Source organism: Micromonospora sp. CP22, from assembly GCF_009712475.1.
Lineage (GTDB): Bacteria > Actinomycetota > Actinomycetes > Mycobacteriales > Micromonosporaceae > Micromonospora.
Genome location: NZ_VCJO01000008.1, coordinates 160,847 through 184,152, shown reverse-complemented (window position 1 = coordinate 184,152; position 23,306 = coordinate 160,847). Strand labels below are relative to the sequence as shown.

At 70.7% G+C, this 23,306-nt stretch carries 23 protein-coding genes; 12 read left to right on the top strand and 11 right to left on the bottom strand.

The features are described from left to right. Nucleotides 1-39 precede the first annotated feature (39 nt). Both FF096_RS16140 and FF096_RS16135 read left to right on the top strand, forming a co-directional pair. Entirely contained in the window at nt 40-1,203 is a 1,164-nt protein-coding gene (locus FF096_RS16140; protein WP_309223386.1) for an aminotransferase class V-fold PLP-dependent enzyme, read from the top strand. Further along, nucleotides 1,200-2,222 carry a methyltransferase gene (locus FF096_RS16135; protein ID WP_309223385.1) on the top strand — a complete coding sequence of 341 codons (1,023 nt, stop codon included), beginning with the start codon at nt 1,200-1,202 and terminating at the stop codon, nt 2,220-2,222. Before FF096_RS16140 ends, FF096_RS16135 begins: the two co-directional genes overlap by 4 nt. Nucleotides 2,223-2,255: 33 nt before the next feature. Here FF096_RS16135 and FF096_RS16130 read toward each other — a convergent pair whose 3' ends face one another. Then, on the bottom strand, nt 2,256-2,981 hold the full coding sequence (locus tag FF096_RS16130) for an SAF domain-containing protein (protein ID WP_155218926.1): 726 nt from the start codon (nt 2,979-2,981) through the stop codon (nt 2,256-2,258). A gap of 466 nt (nt 2,982-3,447) precedes the next feature. Here FF096_RS16130 and FF096_RS16125 point away from each other — a divergent pair, with 466 nt between their 5' ends. From FF096_RS16125 to FF096_RS16105, 5 genes are all read left to right on the top strand, one after another. Further along, on the top strand, nt 3,448-3,969 hold the full coding sequence (locus FF096_RS16125) for a hypothetical protein (RefSeq protein WP_155218924.1): 522 nt from the start codon (nt 3,448-3,450) through the stop codon (nt 3,967-3,969). Nucleotides 3,970-4,019: 50 nt separating this feature from the next. Next, the gene (locus tag FF096_RS16120) at nt 4,020-4,544 is read left to right on the top strand and encodes an ImmA/IrrE family metallo-endopeptidase (RefSeq protein WP_309223384.1); all 525 of its coding nucleotides are present in this window, start codon (nt 4,020-4,022) and stop codon (nt 4,542-4,544) included. 6 nt (nt 4,545-4,550) lie between these two features. Beyond that, nucleotides 4,551-5,780 (top strand): MAB_1171c family putative transporter, encoded by a 1,230-nt coding sequence (locus FF096_RS16115; protein ID WP_155218921.1) that lies wholly within the window; start codon nt 4,551-4,553, stop codon nt 5,778-5,780. Then, the gene (locus FF096_RS16110) at nt 5,777-6,631 is read left to right on the top strand and encodes an oxygenase MpaB family protein (RefSeq protein WP_155218919.1); all 855 of its coding nucleotides are present in this window, start codon (nt 5,777-5,779) and stop codon (nt 6,629-6,631) included. The genes FF096_RS16115 and FF096_RS16110 overlap by 4 nt, the downstream gene beginning before the upstream one ends. A 71-nt stretch (nt 6,632-6,702) precedes the next feature. Further along, a complete protein-coding gene (locus FF096_RS16105; protein WP_155218917.1) occupies nt 6,703-7,872 on the top strand; it encodes a VLRF1 family aeRF1-type release factor in 1,170 nt (389 codons plus the stop codon). Between the two features lie 113 nt (nt 7,873-7,985). On the opposite strand, the gene FF096_RS16100 is transcribed toward FF096_RS16105, so the two are convergent. The 4 genes from FF096_RS16100 to FF096_RS16085 form a co-directional block, all read right to left on the bottom strand. Then, nucleotides 7,986-8,414, bottom strand: a complete 429-nt coding sequence (locus FF096_RS16100) for a hypothetical protein (protein WP_155218915.1) — start codon at nt 8,412-8,414, stop codon at nt 7,986-7,988. A 139-nt stretch (nt 8,415-8,553) separates the two neighbouring features. Beyond that, the gene (locus tag FF096_RS16095; protein ID WP_230462655.1) at nt 8,554-9,399 is read right to left on the bottom strand and encodes an SDR family NAD(P)-dependent oxidoreductase; all 846 of its coding nucleotides are present in this window, start codon (nt 9,397-9,399) and stop codon (nt 8,554-8,556) included. Between the two features lie 46 nt (nt 9,400-9,445). Then, nucleotides 9,446-9,625: a DUF397 domain-containing protein gene (locus tag FF096_RS16090; protein WP_155218912.1), complete on the bottom strand. Its 180-nt coding sequence runs from the start codon at nt 9,623-9,625 to the stop codon at nt 9,446-9,448. Next, the gene (locus FF096_RS16085) at nt 9,615-9,803 is read right to left on the bottom strand and encodes a Scr1 family TA system antitoxin-like transcriptional regulator (RefSeq protein ID WP_155218910.1); all 189 of its coding nucleotides are present in this window, start codon (nt 9,801-9,803) and stop codon (nt 9,615-9,617) included. The genes FF096_RS16090 and FF096_RS16085 overlap by 11 nt, the downstream gene beginning before the upstream one ends. Before the next feature lie 311 nt (nt 9,804-10,114). Between FF096_RS16085 and FF096_RS16080 the strand changes: the two genes are divergently transcribed. Genes FF096_RS16080 through FF096_RS16060 form a run of 5 tightly spaced genes read left to right on the top strand, consistent with a single transcriptional unit; the run spans nt 10,115 to nt 17,280 of the window. After that, entirely contained in the window at nt 10,115-10,582 is a 468-nt protein-coding gene (locus FF096_RS16080; RefSeq protein ID WP_309223400.1) for a hypothetical protein, read from the top strand. Continuing rightward, nucleotides 10,582-11,979 carry a hypothetical protein gene (locus FF096_RS16075; protein WP_155218908.1) on the top strand — a complete coding sequence of 466 codons (1,398 nt, stop codon included), beginning with the start codon at nt 10,582-10,584 and terminating at the stop codon, nt 11,977-11,979. Before FF096_RS16080 ends, FF096_RS16075 begins: the two co-directional genes overlap by 1 nt. Beyond that, nucleotides 11,976-13,322 carry a VWA domain-containing protein gene (locus FF096_RS16070; protein ID WP_155218906.1) on the top strand — a complete coding sequence of 449 codons (1,347 nt, stop codon included), beginning with the start codon at nt 11,976-11,978 and terminating at the stop codon, nt 13,320-13,322. Before FF096_RS16075 ends, FF096_RS16070 begins: the two co-directional genes overlap by 4 nt. 14 nt (nt 13,323-13,336) lie before the next feature. Next, on the top strand, nt 13,337-14,449 hold the full coding sequence (locus FF096_RS16065) for an AAA family ATPase (RefSeq protein ID WP_155218904.1): 1,113 nt from the start codon (nt 13,337-13,339) through the stop codon (nt 14,447-14,449). Beyond that, a complete protein-coding gene (locus FF096_RS16060) occupies nt 14,446-17,280 on the top strand; it encodes a hypothetical protein (RefSeq protein WP_309223383.1) in 2,835 nt (944 codons plus the stop codon). The genes FF096_RS16065 and FF096_RS16060 overlap by 4 nt, the downstream gene beginning before the upstream one ends. A gap of 86 nt (nt 17,281-17,366) precedes the next feature. On the opposite strand, the gene FF096_RS16055 is transcribed toward FF096_RS16060, so the two are convergent. The 6 genes from FF096_RS16055 to FF096_RS16030 all read right to left on the bottom strand — a co-directional run bounded on the left by FF096_RS16055 (nt 17,367) and on the right by FF096_RS16030 (nt 23,256). After that, nucleotides 17,367-18,554, bottom strand: coding sequence for an LLM class flavin-dependent oxidoreductase (locus FF096_RS16055; RefSeq protein ID WP_155218902.1), 1,188 nt, complete (start codon nt 18,552-18,554; stop codon nt 17,367-17,369). A gap of 39 nt (nt 18,555-18,593) precedes the next feature. Next, a complete protein-coding gene (locus tag FF096_RS16050; protein ID WP_155218900.1) occupies nt 18,594-19,310 on the bottom strand; it encodes an ABC transporter ATP-binding protein in 717 nt (238 codons plus the stop codon). Beyond that, nucleotides 19,283-20,110, bottom strand: a complete 828-nt coding sequence (locus tag FF096_RS16045; protein ID WP_155218898.1) for an ABC transporter permease — start codon at nt 20,108-20,110, stop codon at nt 19,283-19,285. The genes FF096_RS16050 and FF096_RS16045 overlap by 28 nt, the downstream gene beginning before the upstream one ends. Continuing rightward, nucleotides 20,107-20,943: an aliphatic sulfonate ABC transporter substrate-binding protein gene (locus tag FF096_RS16040; protein WP_309223382.1), complete on the bottom strand. Its 837-nt coding sequence runs from the start codon at nt 20,941-20,943 to the stop codon at nt 20,107-20,109. Before FF096_RS16040 ends, FF096_RS16045 begins: the two co-directional genes overlap by 4 nt. Nucleotides 20,944-21,304: 361 nt before the next feature. Then, nucleotides 21,305-22,585, bottom strand: a complete 1,281-nt coding sequence (locus FF096_RS16035) for a HAMP domain-containing sensor histidine kinase (protein ID WP_155218894.1) — start codon at nt 22,583-22,585, stop codon at nt 21,305-21,307. Further along, the gene (locus tag FF096_RS16030; protein ID WP_155218892.1) at nt 22,585-23,256 is read right to left on the bottom strand and encodes a response regulator transcription factor; all 672 of its coding nucleotides are present in this window, start codon (nt 23,254-23,256) and stop codon (nt 22,585-22,587) included. Before FF096_RS16030 ends, FF096_RS16035 begins: the two co-directional genes overlap by 1 nt. Between the last annotated feature and the right edge of the window lie 50 nt (nt 23,257-23,306).

The following is a 23,306-nucleotide window of genomic DNA, read 5'->3' as shown; positions in this document are numbered from 1 at the left end:
CGACCTCCCCACGGCCGAGCGGGATGAGAGGAGCCACGCGTGAGCCAGCCCGAGCAGAGCCCCCGATGCCTCGACGCCGACACGCACGCCGCCCTGCGCGCCGAGTTTCCCCTGTTGCAGACCTGTGTGTACCTGAACAGCAACTCCACCGGGGCGGTGCCGAGGGGCGCCGAGCGCGTACTGCACGACTACTGGGAGACGCTGCGCGGTTGGCGCGACGAGTTATGGCAGGACTGGCACACCGGTCTCGACCGGTACGCGGACTCGGTGGCCGCGCTCCTCGGCGCGCCACCGGGCAGCGTGCTCACCGACGCGAACCTGAGCACCTTCCTGGCCCGGGTGGCGTCCTGCTTCGACTACCGTCCGCCGCGCAACCGGGTGGTCATCACGGATCTCGACTATCCGACGGTGCCGTTCATCTTCCGCGCGTACGGCCGATATGGGGCCGAGGTCGACGTGGTCGGCACCGGCGGTCCCCACCTCGACCAGGACGCGCTGGAGGCCAGGATCGACGAGCGGACGCTGCTGGTGTGCGTGCCGCACGCCAGCTTCACCTCCGGCGCCACCGTCGACCTGTCCCGCCTGGTGGCCCACGCCCACCAGGTCGGCGCGCTGGTGGTGGTGGACGCCTTCCAGACCGTCGGGGTGGTGCCGCTGGACGTCACCGCGCTCGGCGTCGACGTGGTCATCGGCGGTTCCCACAAGTGGCTGTGCGGGGTCGGCACCGGGTTGCTCTACGTCCGCCCGGCCCTGCTGCCGTCGTTGACCCCGGCGGCCACCGGCTGGCAGGCCGGCGACCGGGCGCTGACCTTCCGACCGTCGTACGGCTGGGCTCCCGGTGTCCGACGTTTCGCCGGTGGCACGCCCTACCCGCTGACCTCCCTGGTCTCACAGGTCGGCATCGACCTGCTGCTCGGCGTCGGCGTCGACGCCATCCGCCGGCACTCGCTGGCGCTGACCCAACGGGTGTTGGACCGGGCCGAGGCCGCCGGCATCGTCGCGGTCAGCCCCACCTCCCCGGCCCAGCGGGGCGGGGTGGTGTGTCTGGACGTGCCCGACGGCGAGGCCGTCAAGCGGCGGCTGGCCGCCCGTGACGTGATCTGTAGCTGGCGCGGCTACCTGCGGGTCGGCCCGCACGTCTACAACACCCTCGACGAGATCGACCTGTTCATGGATGCGCTGGAGAAGGAGCTGCACCGGTGACCGTCACCCTCTCACCACGGGCGTTGCTGAGCCTGCTCGTCAACGGGCCCAAGGCCATGGACGTCCTGGCCACGGCGCTCGACCTGGGGCTGCTCGACGCGCTGGAGCCCGGACCGGTCCGCCTCGACGCGTTGGCGGCGCAGTTCGGGGTGCTTCCGCTACGGCTGTACAAGTTCCTCGACTGCATCGAGAGCCTCGGCTTCCTGGTCCGTGACGAGCCCGGCGACGACATCGGCACCACCAGCTACCGCGCCGTGCTGGGGCTCCGCGACGCGGTCCACGCGGTGGTCGGGCCGGGCGCCACCGAGCGGGACCGGGACCGCTACCCGTGGCGGCAGCTGCACGGGCGGCTGGCCGAGAGTCTGCGCGGCGAGGTCAGCATCGAGGACGGGTTCGCCTGGCCGCCGAAGACGGCCGCCCAGACCGCCGAGTTCGAGCGCAGCATGGCCCTCGGGCTGGGGCCGGCGATCGACACGGTGCGCCGCCACGCCAGTCGACTCTGGTCGGACCGGCACCGGCTGCTCGACGTCGGCGGCGGGGACGGCACGCTCGCCGCCCACATCCTCGACTCCGCGCCGGGCCTGCGCGCCGACGTGTACAACCTGCCGGCGGTGGCACCGCTGGTGGCGGCCACCCGGGACAGCAGCGGCCACGCGGATCGGCTCGGCTTCGTCGGCGGTGACTTCTTCACCGAGGCCCTGCCGCGCGGCTACGATGCGCTCTCCTTCGTCCGGGTCCTGCACGACTGGCCGAACCCGGTGGCGCGCGACCTGGTTCGGCAGGCGTACGCGGCGTTGGAGCCGGGCGGGCTGATCCTCGTCTGCGAGGAGTTCCGCACCCCGGATCGGCTGGCCATGCAGTTCTTCTGGAGCTACTTCCTGATCGGCGTCGACAGCAGCGTCAGCCGACTACGGGAGGCCGACTTCTACACCAAACTGCTCGCGGAGACCGGCTTCGAGAACGTGGCGGTGCTGCCAGGCACCTGGGAGCTGGTCATCGCGTACAAACCGGTCCCGTGACCCGGCCCGCGACGGCGGGTGCGACGTCGCCCGTCACTTGCGGGCGGCCAACGCGACGGCGATCCGACCGGCGGCGGCACCGGAGACGACCAGTGGCCGGTCGCACTCGGCGACGGCGACGTTGAGCAGCGTGGTGCCGGCGGTGTCGCCGACGCGCATGTCCACCACGGTGGCCTCGATGCTCGTCGGCGTCGGCGGCTGCCGGTGGCGGGAGACCCAGTGGTGGTGGGACACCACGGCGTCGTCGACGGTCACCACCAGCCGCACCTCGGCACCGGGTGCGACCCGCTCGGTGGGCAGCCGCTCGGTGGGCAGGTTGAGACCCACGAGCCGCCGGCCGTCGTCCGGCACCGGCACGTCGGTCAGCTGTGCGCGGGTCAGCAGGGTGCCCGGCACCAGCGTGACCGAGGCGTACCTGCCGACGACGTCGTCGGCGGCGCTGGCCCGGATCGGTGTGAGTGCCGGGTCGGTGGTGATCCGCACTGTGGTGAGATGCGACCGGTCGATGAGGGAGCCGGCCTCGACCCTGGTGCTCACCGCCAGGTACTCATCGGTGGTGTCGCCCCTGGGCAGCACCGAGACCGCGATCAGGCCGACGGTGGAGAGCAGCGCCAGCGCCAGCCAGGCCGACGCCGGCCGCCACCGGCGGCGCGGGTCGCCCGGGGCGACGGCGTTCGGCGCGGCCAGCGGAGGGCAACTGCTGCCACCAGCGGCGACGACGGCGCGCACACCGGTGGCCGCCTCCATTGGCGTGGTCATGCCCCGACCACCCGCGACCCGTCGCTGCCGATCAACGCCATCGCACGCGCGGTGACGATCACCGTGCTACCTCCTCAGGCCACCCTGGGCCGCCGTCGCTGGACCGCTGGCAGGCAACGGCCCACCGAGCGGTCCAGCCCCCGTTTGCAGCGGTGGTCGGGCAGGGCCGCCGATCGCGGTGCCCCTGCCGACGACCGAGTGCGCCAGCGAGCGTCCGCGAGAGGCATCCCCCGTTTCGCTCCTCACAGAGCTGATCCCTCTCACCGACGGCTCCGCTCGTTCGGGTGGCCGGACCAGGCAAAACACCGACCACACAACGCATGTTGAGCCGTTCTTCGTAAGCGCTCAACAGGCGTTGCTCCAAACAGGTGCGAGCATACGCTGACTTTGCGTGCGGGTGTCAACGCCTGTTTACTAAGGCGCGCATCTGCGACACTGACGTTTAGTCGTTGAAGGGTTGAGAGTGATGGCCGACGATCAACACGTTGAGCAGGAACTACCGCCTCTCGACACCCTCGCCGCCCGACTGGAGTATCTCTTCGACAAGATCCGCCCCACTCCGGACGAACTAGGCGACTCCCACGAGCCCGGCCGTAAGTACACCAACAAAGAGATCGCCGACAAGATCAACGCCACGGCGGGCGAAACCGGAGTCACCATCAGCGCCGCCTACATCGGAGAGTTGCGGCGCGGCGTGGCCAGCGATCCCCGCACCTCACACGTACGCGCCCTGGCCACCGTGTTCGGGGTGAACAGCGGCTACTTCGTCGACGACGTGGCCGCACGTCGCATACAGGAACAACTCACCCTGCTCAGCGAGCTGCGCCGAATGGACATCAAACAGGTGGCGCTACGCCAGGTCCTCGCCGACAATGGGCTCTCGGCAACAGATACACAGCTCATCGAACAGATGGTGGCCCGACTGCGGGCCGTGGCCACAGGTGCCAGCCTGGGCGACACCAGTGCCACGCCGGACGATCTCGCCTAGCCGTGCAAATCCTTCAGTGGCAGTACGCTGACGAGCAGGGGATCGCTGACGTGAGTTTGCACCGACTGCGCAAACACTGCGAGAGAATCGTCGCCGAGCTGGAGATACCGGAGCCTTTCGAAATCCGGAAGCTCTGCGACGTGCTCGGCGAACGGCGTGGCCGACCCATCCACCTCCTGCCGATCAAACTTCCGGCGCACACGGTGTGCGGGATGTGCGTCCCCACCGGCGAGTTCGACGCCATCTTCTTCGAGCAGGACACCTCACCCCTGCACCAGTTGCTGATCATCAGTCACGAGTTGGGTCACCTGATCGCCGGGCACCGGGCCACCGAGGTCCTGGATCCGGCAGCCTCACGCCTGCTCCTGCCCGACCTCGACCCGGCACTGGTCCAGCGCAGCCTCGGCCGCAGCAACTACGCGGCGGCCGAGGAACGCGAAGCCGAGATGATCGGCTCGCTGATCCTGCGCCGGGCCCGCGGCGGCCACGACCGCAGGCGGGAGTCCCCCCTGGACAGCGGCCAGGCCGAGTTGTACGGACGGCTACGGCACTCGCTGGAACACCCCGACTGGTAGAGCGGCATGGACACCATTCTCTACGGCGTGTGCGCGATCGCCGGCTGGTTCGCCTTCAGCTACATGCTCCGGCTCCAGCGCCGGCAACCGAGCCAGGTCCGGGGCGCGATCTGCGTGGCGCTCGGCGCCTTCGCCACCGGGATCACCCTCGCCATCCCGCCCCTGGCCACCAGCATCGACCAGGCTTCCGGCCTACCCAACCTCGCCAAGTTCGTCTCGCACGGCTGCGCCATGACGATCGCCGCCAGCGCCGAACACATGCTGCTCCACCTGGCGCTGCCACCGGCGAAGGCGGCGGCCCGTAGCCGACGCTGGGTCTGGGTCACCGGCGGCGCCCTCCTCACCATGGCCGGGCTGTTCGCCTACACGCTCAGCTACGACACCCCGGTGCAGCTGACGGTCGAGTACGCCCGAGATTCCGCCGTCACCGCGTACCTGCTGATCTTCATGGTCGTCGGCTTCTTCGCCTACTGCACCGACATCACCCGGTTGTGCTGGCGCTTCGCCCGCATCTGCGGACGCCCCTGGCTGCGTCGGGGCCTCCGCATCACCGCCGTCGGCGCCGCCGTCGCCCTGCTCTACAGCACCAACAAGATCGCGTACCTGATCGCCTACTGGAGTGGCTACCAGCCCACCGGCGAGCGGGAGATCGCCGCGGTCCTGGTCACCATCAGCGCCCTGCTCATGATGATCGGCCTGACCATGCCCGCCTGGGGCCCGATCCTCACGATCACCCGGCGCTGGGACGACTTCCGCTCCTACCAGCGCCTCGAACCGCTCTGGCGCGACCTCGTCGACGCCCTGCCCGAGCTCGAACTCGACGCGAGCCTGCGCCGACGGCTCGGCGCCGTCCGCGACATCGACTACGCGTTGACCCGCCGTGCCGCCGAGATCCGCGACGGCTGTCTCGCCCTGCGCCCGTACATGGACAGCAGGGTGACCGCGCTGGCCGAGCAGCACGCCGAGCGGGCCGGCCTGACCGGCGACGAACGGCGGGCCACGATCGAGGCGGCACACCTGGCCTGCGCACTCCGCGCCCACCAGCGGGGCCTCGTCGCCGCACTCCCCCTGCCCCCCGACGGCCTGCACCGCCCCTCCGACGGCTACGCCGGAGAGATCGCCTGGCTGACGCTGGTGTCCAGCACCTACGCCCGCTCGCTCGTGGTCGCCCAGACGCTCGCCACCTCCCGACACCTCCCCGTCCACGGGTCCGCGCTCGGAGACCCCAGCCGATGAGAGCCCGCTACGCCAACCTCGCCCGCACCCGCACCCTCGACCCCGAGCGCGACTACCTGGCGATCTACCAGACGATGCTGCGCTACGAGTTTCCGTGGGACATGAAGCTGGGCCTCAACCTCGCCTTCAACAGGTCCTTCTCCGTTCCGGCCATCGCCGCCGTGCACACCGCCACCGGCGAGCTGACCGAGCGCACCCAGAAGCGCCTCGACGACACCGGTCTGCTCATGTACGAGATGGTGCTCAACGGCTTCGACGAACCACGGGGGCGTGACGCCCTACGGCGGGTCAACCAGATCCACCGCCCGTACGACATCCCCAACGACGACTACCTCTACGTCCTCGGCTGCCTGGTAGTCATCCCCACCCGCTGGCTCCAGCGGTACGGCTGGCGTCGCCCCTGCTGCCACGAACGGCAGGCCACCTACCACTTCTACCGCGAGTTGGGCCACCGAATGAGCATCAGGAACATCCCCGACTCCTACGAGGCGTTCTCGGCCTGGTTCGACGCGCACGACGCGGCTCATCTGAAGCCCAACGACGACGCGGCCACCATCGAGCGGGCCACCCGCACGCTGATGCTCACCCGCATTCCCAAACCCCTCACCCCGCTCGGCAACGCCCTGGTCAGCGCCATGTACGACGCACCACTGCGCCGGGCGACACGGGTCGACACGCCGGCCTGGCCGATCCGAGCCGGCCTGCACCTGACGCTGAAGACCCGCGCCCGGCTGCAACGCTGGTTCGGCGCACCCCGGGCCACGCCGCTGTTCGCCAACGGCATCACCACCAGGACCTACCCCGACGGGTACGACATCAACCATCTCGGCCCGGCTGGTCAGCATCGTTGATCCCTGCCGCCTCGGCTCGGTCGGGCTACGGTGGTTGGGGTAGCCGTTGCCACGAGAAGGGGTGAGGAATCTTGGCGAGCATCCATGAGCTGGATGACAAGGCCCTGCTGGACCTGGCCCGCCGCACCGACACGCTCGGCGTGTTGTCGGTGTACGTGAACGCCGACCCGGCAGCCGACCGGAACGCCACGATGATCGACCTGAAGAACCGCTACCGGGAACTGCAACGCCGCATCGCCGAGGAAGGGCCGGCGGAGCGTCGCCGGGAGATGACCGCCGCGCTGGACCGGCTCGCTTCGGAGGTGGAGCGACTCACCGCGCCGACCGAGCCCGGCCGGGGCCGGATCGTGTACGCCGCGCTCGATGACGACTGGGTGCTGCGCCTGAACAGCCAGATGCCCGTACCCAATCGCGTCGTGCTCGACGACGGACCGTTCATCCACCCGTTGCTGGAGCTGCTCGACGAGGGCCGGGCAGCCGGCGTCGTGCTGGTCTCCGCCAGCGACGCCCGGCTGCTGGAATGGCGGCTCGGTCAGCTGCAGCCGGTAGACCACCTGGAGCAGGAGGAGATCGAGGCGCCGCACGAGCGAGCCGGTCAGATCGGCGGCGGCCCGCGAGGCCAGTACAACACCCCGATGCTGGAGCACCGGCAGGCCCGCGAGCAGGACCGGGCGCGGCGGTTCCTGGACCGGGTGGCCGAGGCTGCCGCGGGCATGGCCGCCGAGCGGGGATGGGAACGGATCCTGGTCAGCGGCGGTGACCGGTGGACCGACGTGCTCACCGCGAAGCTCCCCGCATCGCTGCAGGAGCCGGTGATCCAGGACACGCGGGTGCTCGCCGGGCTTGACGACGCCGGGCTGCTCACGGCGGTGTCCGAGCGGCTGCACGACGACCACGCCCACCGCGAGCGCCACCTGCTCGAACGGGTCCGCGACGCCGGTCTCAGCCAGGTGGGCGCGCTCGGCCTGTCCCAGGTCGCCGGCGCGCTGCGGGAGGGCCGGGTCGCCCATCTGGTGTACGACCCGCAGGTTCGCTACACCGGTTCCGTGGACGCCGACGGCGCGTTGTACGCGGACGCCGAGGTCGGTTCCGCCGGCCAGCCGCACACCCCGGAACCGAGGCTGACCGAGCGACTGGTGGAACGCGCGTTGGTCACCGGAGCACGGGTCAGCCCGATCGAGGGGGCCGCTGACGGGATCCTGCGCGACGCCGCAGGCATCGGTGCGCTCCTGCGGTGGTGAAGCGGAGCGTGCTCAGCAGGTGGATCTGATCCGCGACGAGGCCGGCACCGGTGCGACGCCTACTGCGACCGGCGCTGCCTCGGTCCGCCGAGGATGTCGTGACGTGGCCGACGTCAACGGTTGACGCCGTGGGCGGAGCCGATCACCAGGAAGGTGTTATCGGGCCACACGTAGGAGTTGGCATCACCTGACTCCGCCGGCCGGAGGAGGACGATCCGCACGAGGCGGGGCCACAAGCGGGTCGACTCCGACCAGGCGCACTGGACCTGCCGCTCACCCAGGTCATCGCAGTTGCCAATCTGCTTCCATCCGTCGAGCTGACCGGCGACTCCCGACCGCACCTGATCCCACGTGGTGGCGGATGGCATGGCGTAGGTTGCGATCGTTGGAACACCGCGATCGTTGCGCAGGTCGGTGAAGACCTCGGCCCTCCGGTTGTCGACGACCATCGTGTAATCGCCTGCGGGCAGCACCGTCGACGCCCCCGGCGGCGCCGCGATGGGAACCGGCTCACCGGCCTTCGTCCAGCGCACCCCGGCCACCGCCGCCGCCCCCAGGATGAGAACCGCCCCGGCTATCGCAAGAGGAACTCGCACGCCGTGAGTCTACGAACACCAGGCGAGCCGGCGGTGCTGGGTCGGCGCGGCCACGCACCTCCGACAGCGGCCACCTTCGCGGAGGTCACGCCACCGGCGCACCGAGCAGCTCGGCCGTCCGCTCCCACAGGCGGGTCGCCAGATGATCGTCCTTGGCCTGCCGATGAACTGGACCGTTCGGCGTGAGGCGGTGGTAGTACCCACCGTTGGTGGTCTCCGGATCAGGCATCGTGGCCAGGTGAACCAGCGGCTCGGCACCCTCCTCGAGGGTGGACAGGCCGCCCAGCAGGCGATACCGGACCAGCGCGGCGACCAGCGGGGCTTCCCGGTTGATGTCGGTGGTGGCGATCACCCCGGGGTGGAACGCCGTCGCGGTCAGCCCACTGCCCCGCGTACGACGGGCCAGCTCGCGGGTGAAGAGGATGTTCTGCAGCTTCGTCGTCCCGTACCGCAGCAGCTCGGATCGGTTGCCGGCACCTTCGAGATCGTCGAGATCGACGCGGCCGAACCGGTGGCCGTTGCTGGAGGTGGTGATGACCCGCGCCGGCCCGACGGTGGTCAACCTATCCAACAGCAGGTTGGTGAGTAGGAACGGGGCCAGGTAGTTGACCTGGAACATCAGGTCGTGGCCGTCCTCGGTGCGGCTCCGCCTGGTCAGCACGACCCCGGCGTTGTTGGCCAGCACGTCGATCCGCGGGTAGCGGCCCAGAAGCGTGTCGGCGAGCCTGCGTACCTCCGACAGCCGGGCGAAGTCGGCCACCAGCGGCTCGGCGCCGACCTGGCGGGCGACGGCGGCGGTCTTCTCCGGCGACCGGCCGACCACCGCCACGGTCGCGCCCAGGCGGACCAACCGGCGCGCGGCCTCAGCGCCGATGCCCGCGCTGGCACCGGTGATCACGACGGTCTTGCCAGCCAGCATTCGGTCACCCATGGCATCCATTGTCACGGATGGCTCCGAGCGGTCCGTAACGTGGGGGCTACCGTCCGGTCTTGACGGCGGTGATGAAGGTGGCCCAGGTGGCCGGGGTGAAGCTCAGCGTCCCGGCGGCCGGAGCCTTCGAGTCCCGCACGTCGACGGCGGTGCCTCGGTCGCGGACCTCGACGCACTGACCGTTGCTCCCGGAACGGCTCGACGTGCGCCAGACGTTACGCTCCATGCTCGCTCAGCTCCTTGACGAACTTCATCGACTCGGCCGGCGACCTCGCCAGCATCCTCAGATTGTCGTACGCCGCCGACAGTCGCGCCAGGTCACGGCTCGATTCGAGGAACAGCTCACCGGCCACGGTCTCGATGTAGCCCAGCGGCGTCTCCCGCCCGAACACCGTGCCGCCCACCTCATCGACGCCGCCCGCGCCTTTCTCGCCACCGTCCTCGGCCTCACCTGCTGATCCGGGGCGCTACCGGTAGCCCGAGCAGGCGTCCGTCGCGCCACACCGACCCGTCGCGTCGGCCGACGGTCCCGGGGGCGGTTTTCCCGATCCGCGGACCTCGACGCGGAACTGTCGTAGCCATCCGCCATGATCCTCCCGTCATGGCGACGCCGACACCGGTTCGGCGCGGCTTCAGCATGGGCGGGCATGCCCGCGACGGGGCGGGGAGGACACAGGTGACGGACGACGACGGGACCACCTCGGGGCGGCCTAGCGTGGTGGCGGTGGTGCCGCCCGCCCGGCCCCGCAAACTGGCGAAGGTGCCCTTCGTCGAGTTGGCCGACGGACGGCTGCAGGGTGTGGTCTCCAGCGGCTCTGACGTCGAACGGGTCTACGTCTCGTCGCTGACCGCCAGCACCCACGCCTACCACTGCAGCACCAACAACAACCGGCCCTGCGGTGGGCTGCGCGGCGCGCCCTGCAAGCATCTCGAAGCCCTCGCCGACGAGGCCGTCCTCCAGTACGGCGTGGAGCGGGTCGTCCGCTATCTGCGGGTCGCCGACAGTGAGGGGGTGCGCAACGGCCGCACCCTGCTGGAGCGGATGGAAACCAAACACGAACCGACCCCGGCCGCGGTGGTGTTCAGCCGGTTCCTGCGTCACCTGGCCTATCTCGAACTGCCGGACAGCACCACCGCGTTGCCCGAGCTGCACTGGTTCCCGGCCACCGGGGCGGTCCGCTGATGTTGAGCACGCAGGTGGCACAGCTGCGGCAGGGCGTACCGGCAGGGCTGGCCGACGCCGACGCGGTGGTCGCCGGTTTCGACGACGCCCTGGTCGCCGGGTTCGCGCGGGTCGGTGACGAGGCCGCCGCCGCGTTGGCCGCCCTGGCCGGTGCCATGACCGGTACCCCGCTGCACGACCGGGTGGCCGAGGCGGTGGGCAAGGTGACCGCCGGGTCGTTCAGCCAGGAGGATCTCGCCAGCCTGGCCGGTGCCCGGTCGGCCCTGCTCGGCGCGGCTCACGACGCGCTGCTCGGCGAGTTCGACGCCGCCGTCGAGCGGGACCGGGCACCGTGGACGGCACCGGTCGGCGGGCCGGTCGAGGCGTCCGCGCCTCGCGGGGCGGCGCGGGCCTGGTTGCACGAGACGGCCGTGGCCGGGTGGCGTGGCGTCGACCACGACCTGCTCTCGGCCGTCGCCGCGCCGATCGAGGCGGCTCTGGCCGAGCCGACGCTGCGCCGACTGGCGGTGCTGCTCGACGGTCTCGCCGCCGAACTGCGGGCCAGCCTTCCGGTGGCGATGATGTCGCAGGTGCCGGCCCGCCGCTGGGCCGACCTGTGGTCCCGGGCGGTGCTGCTCGCCCAGGACTGGTCGGTCCCGGACGGCGAGACCGAGACGGTCTCCGGTCGCCTGCTGCCGCTCGGTGTGGACATCCACGAGCACGGCACGACCGTCCAGGTGCAGGTGCACGGCGTCCTCGAACCATCCGACGGGCAACCGGCCCGCCTGGTCCGGACGGCGGTGGTGGCCGCGAAGGTCGAGACGATCACCGGGGCGGCGGTGTGGCGACTGTTTCAGGCGCACCCGCTCCTGCTGGCCGCGTTGGCGCACCGACGCATGTTGACGGTCACCGAGCTGCCGCTGCGCGGCGGCGACCTGCGGTGGATCGACGATCAGGCCCAGGTCGGCGAGCCGGCGGACCCGTTCGCCACCGCCCGGCTGCTACTCGCTCCGGCGGTCGCGGCGGCCATCGCGCCGCTGGACCGGCACCCGACGGCGATCGCCGAACCGGTGCTGTTGGAGGGCTACACGGTACGGCGACGCGACGGCGGACTCACCATCGCGTGGGGCGACCAGCAGCTCCCGGTCGCCGTCGACCGGCTACCGGCCGCCGGTCCACTCACCCCCGCGCTGGTCTCCGCCTCGTCCTGCTGTCTCGGTCTGCTCCGCTTCGACGGCGGTCGGTGGCTGGTGCAGCCGCTGGCCGTACGCGCCACCGTCAAGGGCAAGCCCGTCGAGGCGCACAACGGTGACTGGGCCGAGGGCGTCACCGACCCGAAGGTGGCGAAGGTCGAGGCCAAGACGGGCGACGCGGTGGCGGTGCTGCGCGAGCGGGCAGGACGGTTGCTGCGCCGATGACCGACTCCCCCACTCCCGGCGACCTGTCCGCCGCCAACCGCCGTCAGCTGCTCTACTGGCGACTGCTGGGCCGCATCTTCGACCCGGACGAGCAGCCCACCCTGGAATCGGCGAGCATGGCCGTGGTCGACGACCTGGGCCTGCCCGCCATCCTGCTGGACCCGACGGTGTCGGTGGACACCGTGATCCAGCGTTTCCCGCAGCTCGCCGACGAGCTACGCGGCCTGCTCGCCGACACCGAGGCCGCCACCGCCGACGAGGGTGGCGGGCCACACCAGCCCGGCGAGGCCGAGGTACGCCGGGCGGCGCTGGTGTCGAAGCTGCTGCTCAACGTCTTCGCCACCGGTTCGGGGTCGGTCAGCGCCGGCCAGTTGGCCCGGTGGCAGTCCGACGCGGGCTGGTTGGAGCAGGCGCTCGGGCACGCACCCGGCGAGCTGCGCCGGTCGGGCACCGGCCTGGGCCCCACCCTCGCCGGCATCGAGGGTGACCTGGTCAACCGGATGCACCTGCGGGAGGTGCTGGCGGATCCGGCGCTGGCCCGGCAGCTCACCCCCAGCATGTCGCTGATCGAGCAACTGCTGCGGGACAAGGCCAACCTGTCCGGGGTGGCGCTGGCCAACGCCAAGTCCCTGATCCGGCGCTTCGTCGACGAGGTCGCGGAGGTGCTGCGTACGCAGGTGGAGCAGACCACGGTCGGCGCTGTCGACCGGTCCGTGCCGCCGAAGCGGGTCTTCCGCAACCTCGACCTGGACCGCACCATCTGGCAGAACCTGACCAACTGGAGCCCGGAGGACGAACGGCTCTACGTCGACCGGCTCTACTACCGGCAGACGGCCCGTAAGACCACCCCGTCTCGGCTGATCGTGGTGGTGGACCAGTCCGGGTCGATGGTCGACTCCATGGTCAACTGCACCATCCTGGCGTCGATCTTCGCCGGCCTGCCCAAGGTCGACGTGCACCTGATCGCCTACGACACCCGGGCGCTGGACCTGACCCCGTGGGTGCACGACCCGTTCGAGGTGCTGCTGCGTACCAACCTCGGTGGCGGCAACGACGGGCCGCTGGCGATGGCGATGGCCCGCCCGAAGATCGTCGAACCGAGGAACACCGTGCTGGTGTGGATCTCGGACTTCTACGAGTTCGACAGGTCACAGCCGCTCTTCGACGGCATCGAGGCGGTGCACCGGTCGGGGGTGCGGTTCATCCCGGTCGGCTCGGTCAGCAGCTCCGGCCGGCAGAGCGTCAACCCCTGGTTCCGGCAACGTCTCAAGGATCTGGGCACCCCGGTCATCTCCGGCCACATCCGCAAACTCGTCTTCGAACTCAAGAGCTTCCTCACCTAGGAGAGACACCCCTCATGTCCGACATGCTGCGTGCCCCCGCAGAGGTCAAGTACGCCGACGAACTCGACTACCTGGAGTCGGTCGACACCGGCGCCAAGCCGTACTCGTGGCGGCTGAGCCCGCGGATGGTGCGGTTGTTCGTCCTGGGTTCGGAACGTGCCGACGGCCTCGACCGGGACATCCCGCAGAAGTGGTTCGGTGATCGCAGCTTCGTCGAGCGGAGCATCGTCACGCTGGCCTCGGATCGGGGTCTGCTGCTCATCGGTGACCCGGGCACCGGCAAGAGCTGGCTCGCCGAGCTGCTGTCCGCGGCGATCTGCCGCAACTCCACCCTCGTCGTGCAGGGCACCGCCGGGACCACCGAGGACCACATCAAGTACTCCTGGAACGTCTCCATGGTCATCGCCAAGGGGCAGTCCCGCGAGTCGATGATCCCCTCGCCGATCATGACGGCGATGGAGCAGGGTGTGCTCGGGCGCTTCGAGGAGTTGACCCGCTCCACCAGCGACGTGCAGGACGCCCTGATCTCCATCCTGTCGGAGAAGTACGTCTCCATCCCCGAACTCAACGACGACAACATCGTCTTCGCCAAGCCCGGATTCTCCATCATCGCCACCGCGAACAGCCGGGACCGGGGCGTCAACGACCTGTCCTCGGCGCTGAAGCGGCGGTTCAACTTCGTCCGGATCCCGGTGGTCACCAACAAGCGCAGCGAGGCGGAGATCGTCCGGTTCCGTACCGAGGAACTGCTCCGCCGCCACCACGTCGAGCTGGACGTGCCGCCGACCCTGCTGGACATCCTGTTGCAGAGCTTCGCCGACCTGCGGGCCGCCGCCGCCTCCGCCACCAGCGACGACGAGAAGTTGGAGTCGGCGCTGTCCACCGCCGAGCAGATCGGTGTGCTGGAGGACGCCATCCTGCACAGCCAGTTCTTCGGCGACCGCACCCTGCGGGCCTCGACGCTGGCCGGCTCGCTGGTGGGCTCGCTGGCCCGGCGCAGCCCGGAGGACCTGGCGATCCTCAACAAGTACCTGCACGCGGTGGTGGAGCCCCGGGCCAAGGAGGACGGCGGCGAGTGGAACGACTTCCTCGACGGTGGCCGCCAGACGATCGCCGCCCTGTCGTGACCGCGCCCGCCACCATCGGCGCCTTCGGCGCGCTGCGTGAGCAGCTCACCGAGGCCGCCGCCGCGTTCGCCGACGGGCCCGACGCGCTCGCCGACATCCTCACCGGTCTGGTCGACGACGTCGACCGGGCACTCGGCGAACGGCTGGAGATCTTCCCGGTGTGCCACCACTCACCGGCCTCCGCGCTGGCCATGGTGCGCCGGCTACGCGAGAAGCAGCCCCGGGTGATCTACCTGGAACTCTGCGAGGATCTCCAACCGGTCCTGACGGAGCTGCGCAACTGCCGGCTCCCGGTGGCGGTGCAGGCGTTCGCCTCGGAACTCGACGGCTTCCCCGCCGCGTGGGCTCCGCTGAGCGTGATCGCCCCGGTCACCGAGGCGTCGGCGGAATACCAGGCCATCGCGTACGCGCTGGAGACGCCGGGTGTGGAGCTGGTGCTGGTGGACCGCTCCACCGACCATGTCTTCCAGTGGACGCCGCGCGACGAGACTCCAGCGGCCGACGAGTCCACGCCCGAGCCGACCGGCGACGACTCGGAGGGCCAGGCCGCGCTGCACGGTGACGCGGTCGGTGTGGAGATCGGTGCGCTCCGGCCGGGCTTCGCCGAGCTGGAGGCGTACCTGCTGCACCACGGCAAGGTGCGGCACTGGTCGGAGTGGTGGGCCAGCTACGTCGAACGTCCGCTCGCCACCGCCGATCACGACACCTACCGCCAGGTGATGGTGCTCATCGGGAGTCTGTTCCGGCGGCTGCGTCCCTCCGCCGCGCAGCGCAACGACCGCGACGAGGACCGCGAGCGCTACATGTGGACCAGGATCCGGCAGCACCTGGCGGCCACCGGCGTGGACCCGGAGGAGTGTCTCTACGTCTGCGGGGCCTTCCACGCCGCCAGCCGGGTCGAACAGTTCGGCCTCGACTCCTGCGCCCCCGACTTCGACATCACCCCCCGCACCGCGACGAAGTGGCAGTACGGACTCATCCCGTCCAGCCACTCGGCGATCGAGGCCCAGTTCGGCCTCGCGCCCGGGTCGGTGTCGATCGCCGCCGCCACCTGGAACAAGGCGGTGAGCGCCTCCGGTGTAAAGCCGTACCGGCTGGGCGGTCAGCGGGGCTCGACCATCCGACGCGGACGTGTCAAGGCGGTCACCACGTCGGCCGGGCCGGTCGCCGATCGGCTCTCCGGCTTCCTCGCCACGGCGCCCACCCCCGACGGGCTCGACGAGGCGGAGCTGCGTGGCTGGTGCGTGGACATCGTCCGGTTGGCCCGTCGTAACGGGTACCTCGCCAGCACCGCCGACGCGATCGCGGTGTTCGAGACGTCGCTCCTGTTGGCCGGGCTGCGCAACCGGGCCCGCCCGACCCCGTACGATTTCGCCGACGCGGCGGTGACCTGCATCGAGAAGGACGTCGTACCGGGTCGGCGGGACGTACGGCGGCTCTGCGAGATCCTGCTCGGCGGAGACCGGGTCGGCCAGGTCGGCTACGACAGCCTGCCACCGCTTGCCCGTGACGTCCTCCACCGGCTCCAGCCGCTCGGCCTGGACCTGGAGAAGCGCACCGTGCAGCGGGCGCTGCTCGATCTGCACCGCGACCCGGAGCTGACCGGCTGCTCGGATCTGCTCTGGATGTTGCGACACCTGCTGCCACCGGGCGCGGTCCGGCCGATCATGGGTGAGCGTCGTCTCGGCCACCGGTCCGTCCAGGAGAGCTGGGACCTGGCGTTGGGCCGCCACCAACGCGCGCTGATCGAACTCGGCTACGAGGGCGTGACCATCGAGCAGGTGCTGGAACAGCGCCTGCGCCGAGCGGCGCACGGTCCCGACGCGACCGCCGTCAGCGCCCTCACGGCGGTCGAGGACGCCATCACGTTGCTGAACAGTCCCCGGTTGGTCGACGAGTTGGGCTCCCGGGCGGTGGAACTGCTCGCCGCCGAACGCACCGTCGACGACGCTCCCGAGGTGCTGCGCCGCATCCGCCGGCTGCTCGCCCACCACCAGGCCACGGCGTCGCGGCTGCCGGCCTGGTGCGCAGCGTTCGTGACCACCGGGTACGCCCACTACTGCACGCTGCTGCCGACCGCGGTCGTCGACGAGGACACCGGCGTACGGCAGGTCGGGGCGATGCTCGGCTTCCTGTTCAGCATGGAGAGCCTGGCGCTGTCGTTGGGTTGCGACCGGTCCCAACTCGAACTCGCGTTGGCCCAGTCCCATCCGCAGGCACCGCCCAAGGTGGCCCTGCTCTGGGCGGCCCACCACCAGCTCGGGTTGCTGTCCCTGGCCGAGTTGCGGACCCGCTGCCGGGAGCTGCTGACCAACCCGCTGGTGGTGCCCGCCTTCCCGCAGTACCTCTCCGGTTTCGTGCACGCGCTGGAGCCGGTGCCCGGGCTCGCGCCGTTCGTGGTGGAGACGATGTCCACCGCCTTCGCCCAACTGCCCGATCCGGTGCTGCTGCCCTGGCTACCCAACCTGGTCACCACGCTGCGCGCGCACGGGCCGGAACTGGTGCCGCTGCTGGTCCGGGAGGCGGCGCGTACCTTCCCGGGCACGCTGGCCGCACTGGACTCCTGGGTGCCGCCCTGGGCGGGTACCGCCGCCACGGTCACGCCGACCGTTCCCGAGCGACCCATCGGGCAGGTGCATGCCCTGCTGGCCGGGCACCGGGAGCCGGTGGACGCGGTCGCCGCGCTCCTCGGCGTCACCGGTGACTGGCAGGGCGGCGACGACGGTACGCCGAGGCTCACCGCGGCCGCCCTCGTGCGGGCGTACCCGGAGACCGCCGAGGCCGTGGCGACGGTGCTGGGCCTACCGAACCGCGACGGCGGCCCGACCTGACCCGGGCCGGGTCCGCCGGGGTACGAGCAGGAGCGCCACGGCCGCGTGTCGGACGGGTGAGACGACGGCGGCCCCGTGCGGTCAGCTCATCGCGCCGCCGCCTTCTCCGGCGCGGATGCGGGAGACGGTGCGGGTGCCGCGCCGAAGGGTACGGCCGATGCCGTTCGCCGCACGGGTGCGGGGTGTTGCCAGAGACCACGGCGGGACAGCTCCGGCAACACGCCCTCACCGAACCGGTACGCCTCCTCCAGGTGCGGGTAGCCGGAGAGCACGAACTCGCTGATGCCCGCCTCGACGTACTGCTCGATGAGGTCGGCGACCTGCTGATGGTCGCCGACGAGAGCGGTACCGGCACCGCCGCGCACCAGCCCGACGCCGGCCCACAGGTTGGGGTGGATCTCCAACCCGTCCTTGGTGCCGCCGTTGAGGGCGAGCATGCGGCGCTGGCCTTCGGACTCGCTGCGGCGCAGACCGGCCTGGACCTGACGGATCTGTTCCTCGGAGATGCCCGACAGCAGCCGGTCGGCCTCCGCCCAGGCCTCCTCGGCGCTGTCCCGGGCGATGGTGTGGACCCGCAGGCCGAAGGTGAGGGTGCGGCCCTGCCGCTCGGCGAGTTGGCGCACCCGACGCACCTTCTCGGCCACGGCGTCCGGCGGTTCACCCCAGGTGAGGTAGACGTCGACGTGTCGGGCCGCCACGTCCAGCGCCGCCGGTGACGATCCGCCGAAGTAGATCCTCGGGATCGGGTCGGGAAGCTGGCTCAGCACCGCCTCACTGAGTTGGAAGTGCGTGCCCTGCACGTCGACGGGTTTGCCCGACCACAGCGCCCGGATGATGTCCAGGAACTCGCCGGTGCGCTGGTAGCGGGCGTCCTTGTCGAGGAAGTCTCCGTACATCCGCTGCTCGTGGCTCTCACCTCCGGTGACCACGTTGAGCAGCAGCCGACCGCCGGAGAGGTTCTGGAAGGTGCCGGCCATCTGCGCCGCGAGGAACGGTGCGGTGAGGCCGGGGCGGAACGCGACGAGGAACTTCAGTCGCTCCGATACGCTGCTCAGCATCGCGGTGGTGATCCAGGCGTCCTCGCACCAGGCGCCGGTGGGAGTCAGGGCGGCCTCGAAGCCGAGCTGCTCGGCCGAGCGGGCGATCTGCCCGAGGTAGGCGACCGAGGCGGCTCGGGCACCCACGTCGGCCGGGGTGCCGTGCCCGCCGCCGACGATCTGTCGGCCGTCACCGCCGTTGGTCGGCAGGAACCAATGGAACGCGAGTTGGGTCATGAGCTCACCTGTCGTGGTTGTGGGTGGGGTGGGGTGCTGTCAGGCTGCGGCCGGTACGCCGAGCCGGTCGAGCAGGTGCCGGCGCAGCGCGCCGAAGCCGGGGTCGTCCGGCGCTCGCGGATGGGCCAGCGGCACCGCGATGTCGTCGACCACCCGACCGTCGGCCAGTACCAGCGCGCGGTCCGCGAGCAGCAGCGCCTCCTCCACGTCGTGGGTGACCAGCAGCGCGGCGAATCCGTGCTCGGCGCGGAGCCGACCGAACAGGGCCTGCATCCGCAGCCGGGTCAGCGCGTCCAGCGCGCCGAACGGCTCGTCGAGCAGCAGCAGGTCCGGCTCGCGCAGCAGGGCACGGGCCACCGCGACCCGCTGGGACTGGCCACCGGACAGCTCGGCCGGCCAGGCCCGCTCCCGGCCCGCCAGGCCGACCTCGGCCAGCGCCGCAGCGGTACGGTCCCGCACGTCGGGGCCGGTCACGCCGAGCGCCACGTTGTCGGCGACCCGCTTCCACGGCAGCAGCCGGTGCTCCTGGAAGACCACCGCCAGGCTGCCGTGCACCTGCCAGTCGCCGGTCGCGTCCCGGTCGAGCCCGGCGAGGATCCGCAGCAGGGTGGTCTTGCCCGAGCCGCTGCCACCGAGCAGCGCGACCACCTCACCGGAGCCGATCGTCAGGTCGACTCCGTCGAGGACCACCGTGTCCCCGAAGCCACGCCGCACCCCGGTGGCGGTGACTACGTCGCCTGTAGACCGCGTCGCCATGTCAGCGTCTTCCTTTCGACAACCCGCAGGATCAGATCTGACAGCAGGCCGAGCAGGGCGTAGACGAACAGGCCGACGAGGACCACGTTGGTCTGGCTGAACTCGCGGGCCTCCATCATCAGGAAACCGATGCCGCTGTGGGTGGCGACTGTCTCGCCGACCACCAGGCTCAGCCATGCGGCGCCGGTCGCCAGGCGCAGCCCCAGGAACAGTGACGGCAGCGTCCCGGGCAGCACGACGTGGCGGATGCGGGCCAGCGCCCCGAGCCCACAGGTGCGGGCGGCCTCGACCAGCCGCTCGTCGATGTCCCGGATGCCGGCGTAGAGGTTGAAGTACATCGGGAAGAACACGCCCAGGGCCACCAGGGTGATCTTCAGCGACTCACCGATGCCGACCCATATGATCAGCAGGGGCACCAGTGCGAGGTGGGGCAGCATCCGGGCCATCTGGACCGGTGGATCGACCAGGTCGTCGCCGACCCGCAGCAGGCCCGCGATCGAGCCGAGCACCAGCGCGAGTCCGACGCCGATGGCCAGGCCGACACCGGCCCGGGTCAGCGAGTCGAGCAGGTGCTCGACGAGCCGACCGTCCTCGGCCAGCCGCCAACCGGCGAGGAGCACGTCACTGATCGCGGGCAGCTTCTCCTCGGGGAGGACACCCATCCGCGAGGACGTCTCCCAGAGCGCGACGAGCACGACGGGGGTGGTCAGCCGCCGCCATCGCCATCGGTTGGCCCGTACGGCGGGGCGCGCGGTCCTCCGCGCGGTGGCCGCCGGTGGTCGGGTGGCCAGCTCCGTCATGTGAAGACCTCGTTGAAGGTGGTGTCGACGCGGGCCTTGATGTCGATCGGCTCGGGTATCAGCCCGAGGTCGGCGAAGCCGTCGGCGATCGCCTGCAACTCGTCGCCGATAGCCGACGTGACCGGGGCGAGCGGCTTGGCGCTGCGGTCCAGCGACCGTCTCGCCACGTCCTCGGGGATCTTGAGCTCGGGCGCGAGCACCCGTGCCCGTTCCTCCGGGTTCTCGGTGCCCCAGTCGGTGGTGGTGTCGAGCTTGGTCAGCAGGTCGCGGACCTGATCCGCCTTCTTCTCGACGGCATCGGGCGAGGCCAGGATGTACTGCCGGTTGCTGGCCAGCCCGGTCGCGTCGGCCAGGATCTTGACGCCGGGTTGTTCGGCGATGGCGAAGTACGGATCCCAGATGATCCACGCGTCGACCTGCCCGGCATCGAAGGCGGGCCGCCCTTCTGCGGGCTTGAGGTATCTGACGGTGATGTCCTCCAGGGTCATGTTGTTGGCTTCGAGCAGCTTGACGAGCAGCCAGTGCACGTTGGAGCCCTTGTTGAGCGCGATCGTCCGGCCCTTGAGGTCGGCGAAGGTCTGGAAGCCGCTGCTCTCCTTGACCAACACCGCCTCGCCCTGCGGCACCTCGTCCGAGGTCGCCACGATCTTGAAGGGGATCTTGCCGGCGGCGGCGAAGATGGGCGGGGCCTCGCCGGTCTCCCCGACGTCGATCGACCCGGCCTTGAGCGCCTCGGTGAGGGCCGGTCCACTCTCGAACAACGCCCAGGTCACGTTGGGCGCCTCCGAGCGGGCCTTGAGCAGGCTCAGGCTGCCGTAGCGCTGGTATCCCACCCGCAGCGGACCATCGCCGCCTCCACTTCCCTCAGCCTCACCGCAGGCGGTGAGTGCCCCGGCGGCTAACACGATTGCTCCGAATACGGCGAGTGCGCGGCAGCGCCAGAAGGACCTGTGCATGGCCAAAGTCTACTGAACCTATGGGAAAAATGGGAAGTGGCATTCACGTAGTTGTGTCTTCCCACGTCAACACCATTGCGGCAGGGCTGATCCGCCCTCACGACCGCCCCCGGGGGCGTGATCCCGGGCTGTCCGAACCCCCAGCGCCGCGCGGGTAAAGCCGTCCGCAGGCGTGGTCGACAGTGCGCCCGATCCGAGGCTCGACCCCATCGGCGGCCGTGACCGCCGGTTCCGGCACTCACCTGTCGGCTCTGAGCCACCGCGTCCGGCGTCGGCCGATCCGCAAGGTCCTACCCCTGGTGATCGGCGAGCGCGTGTTGGGAAGGCGCACCGTGAAGCGGGCCCCCCGACCCGGATGGCCCTCGGCCTCGATCGTGCCGTGATGGCTCGTGACGACCTCCTGGAGCAGGGCCAGTCCCAGCCCGAAGCGACGGTCTCCGGATCCCGCGCCACGGTGGAACCGGTCGAAGATCCGCTTGGCGTCCGCCGGGTCGAAACCTCTCCCGGTGTCGGCGATCACGAGTTCGGCCCAGTCACCGGCCTGCCGGAGTGTCACGTCGATGCGGCCTCCCGCCGGGGTGTGGACCAGCGCGTTGGACAGCAGTTCGCCGGCCACCCGGCACAGCGCCGACTCGACCCCCGGCACCGGAAACGGATCGTCGGGAATGTCCATGGTGAGCGTGATTCGGCGCTCGGCGGCGCGTTCGGTCTCGGCGGCGACCACCGTCGCGATCAGCGAGGTGAGGTCGACCGGCGGGTCCGGCTTGCGGTCGGCGGGAGCGGCGGCGAGTCGGGCCGAGAGCAACAGGTCGTCGACGACCTCACCGAGCCGCCGGGTGGTGCCGATCAGCCGTTCCAGGTCGTCCAGGTTCGTGGCGGCGCCGTCGTCGCGCGCCCGCCGAGCGATCAACTGGGCCCGGGTGTGCACCTGGGCGATCGGGGTGCGCAGTTCGTGGCTGGCGTCGGCGACGAAGCGGCGCTGCCGGGTCAGCGCCTCCGCGAGCGGTGCGACGGCTCGACGGCTGACGAGCACACCGGTCAGCATGGCGGCGAGCAGCCCGACCGCCGCCGCGAGGCTGAACGCGAGCAGGAGGTGCCGTCGGTCGGACAACTGGAAACGGGCGTCGAACACCGCCTGGATCACCGTGTCGCCGCGTGCCTCGGTACGCACGTGGTAGGTCGTGCCGTTGCGCGTGACCTTGGTGATCTCGGTGCTCCGGGTGGCCGCCACGGTGGTCAGCGCCCGGGTCAACGGGAAGCCCGGTGGCGGCGGGTTGGTGCCGGTCTGCACGGTGGTGCCGTCGTACTGGAAGATCCAACTACAGGCGGGCGGTCCGGCGATCGTGCCGTGCTCGGTGCCCCAGCTCAGCTCACGCCGGATCTGCGCCTCCTGGCTACGGACCAGGACCGCGTACGAGATGCCGCCGGCCAGCAGCAGCAGGGCACCGATGGTCAGGCCGACGAACAGGCCGATCCGCAGTCGGGTCCGTCGTACGATCGCCCGTTCGGCCGCCTCCATCAGAGCGTTCCGAGGCGGTAGCCGAGCCCGTGCACGGTGCGTACCACCGCACGGCCGAGTTTGCGCCGGAGGTAGTAGACGTAGGTGTCCACTATCGACGCGGCGCTGGCCTCCTCGAAGACCTTGCGGCGCAGCACGCCCCGTGGGTGTACGGCGTTCGGTCGGGCCGCCAGCACCCGCAGCAGCTCGAACTCGCGGGCGGACAGCGCCACCCGGGTGCCGTCGGCCAGCACCGCGTCGCGCGCCGTCAGGTCGAGTAGCCCGTTGCCGATGCGCAGCACGTCGGTCGACTGGGACGTACGCCGACACAACGCCCGGACCCGGGCGCTCAGTTCGTCGATGTCGAAGGGTTTGACCAGGTAGTCGTCGGCGCCCGCGTCCAGCCCGGCGATCCGGTCGTCGACCGTGCCACGGGCGGTGAGCATCAGGGTCCGGGCCGGTATCGACCGGGCGCGTAGCCGGGTGACCAGGTCGAGGCCGTCGAGTGCCGGCAGCATGCGGTCGATGACCATCACGTCGTAGGTACGGGTCAGTCCGAGATGCAGTCCACGTTGGCCGTCGGAGGCGCGGTCGACGAGGTAACCTTCGTGAGCCAGCGTCTCGGTGAGTAACTCGGACAGATCTGCGTCATCCTCGACCAGCAGCAGCCGGTTCGATCCTCCGCCCCGCATGCGCCAACAATCTCATAGATAGAGGTCGATGTAATCAGTGATATTTGCCT

Bases quoted from the DNA above. Each gene is read 5' to 3' on its own strand.
- FF096_RS16130 (WP_155218926.1), bottom strand. From the start codon at position 2,981: ATGACCACGCCAATGGAGGCGGCCACCGGTGTGCGCGCCGTCGTCGCC.
- FF096_RS16125 (WP_155218924.1), top strand. From the start codon at position 3,448: ATGGCCGACGATCAACACGTTGAGCAGGAACTACCGCCTCTCGACACC.
- FF096_RS16115 (WP_155218921.1), top strand. From the start codon at position 4,551: ATGGACACCATTCTCTACGGCGTGTGCGCGATCGCCGGCTGGTTCGCC.
- FF096_RS16110 (WP_155218919.1), top strand. From the start codon at position 5,777: ATGAGAGCCCGCTACGCCAACCTCGCCCGCACCCGCACCCTCGACCCC.
- FF096_RS16095 (WP_230462655.1), bottom strand. From the start codon at position 9,399: ATGGGTGACCGAATGCTGGCTGGCAAGACCGTCGTGATCACCGGTGCC.
- FF096_RS16090 (WP_155218912.1), bottom strand. From the start codon at position 9,625: ATGGAGCGTAACGTCTGGCGCACGTCGAGCCGTTCCGGGAGCAACGGT.
- FF096_RS16075 (WP_155218908.1), top strand. From the start codon at position 10,582: ATGTTGAGCACGCAGGTGGCACAGCTGCGGCAGGGCGTACCGGCAGGG.
- FF096_RS16070 (WP_155218906.1), top strand. From the start codon at position 11,976: ATGACCGACTCCCCCACTCCCGGCGACCTGTCCGCCGCCAACCGCCGT.
- FF096_RS16065 (WP_155218904.1), top strand. From the start codon at position 13,337: ATGTCCGACATGCTGCGTGCCCCCGCAGAGGTCAAGTACGCCGACGAA.
- FF096_RS16055 (WP_155218902.1), bottom strand. From the start codon at position 18,554: ATGACCCAACTCGCGTTCCATTGGTTCCTGCCGACCAACGGCGGTGAC.
- FF096_RS16050 (WP_155218900.1), bottom strand. From the start codon at position 19,310: ATGGCGACGCGGTCTACAGGCGACGTAGTCACCGCCACCGGGGTGCGG.
- FF096_RS16045 (WP_155218898.1), bottom strand. From the start codon at position 20,110: ATGACGGAGCTGGCCACCCGACCACCGGCGGCCACCGCGCGGAGGACC.
- FF096_RS16035 (WP_155218894.1), bottom strand. From the start codon at position 22,585: ATGGAGGCGGCCGAACGGGCGATCGTACGACGGACCCGACTGCGGATC.
- FF096_RS16030 (WP_155218892.1), bottom strand. From the start codon at position 23,256: ATGCGGGGCGGAGGATCGAACCGGCTGCTGCTGGTCGAGGATGACGCA.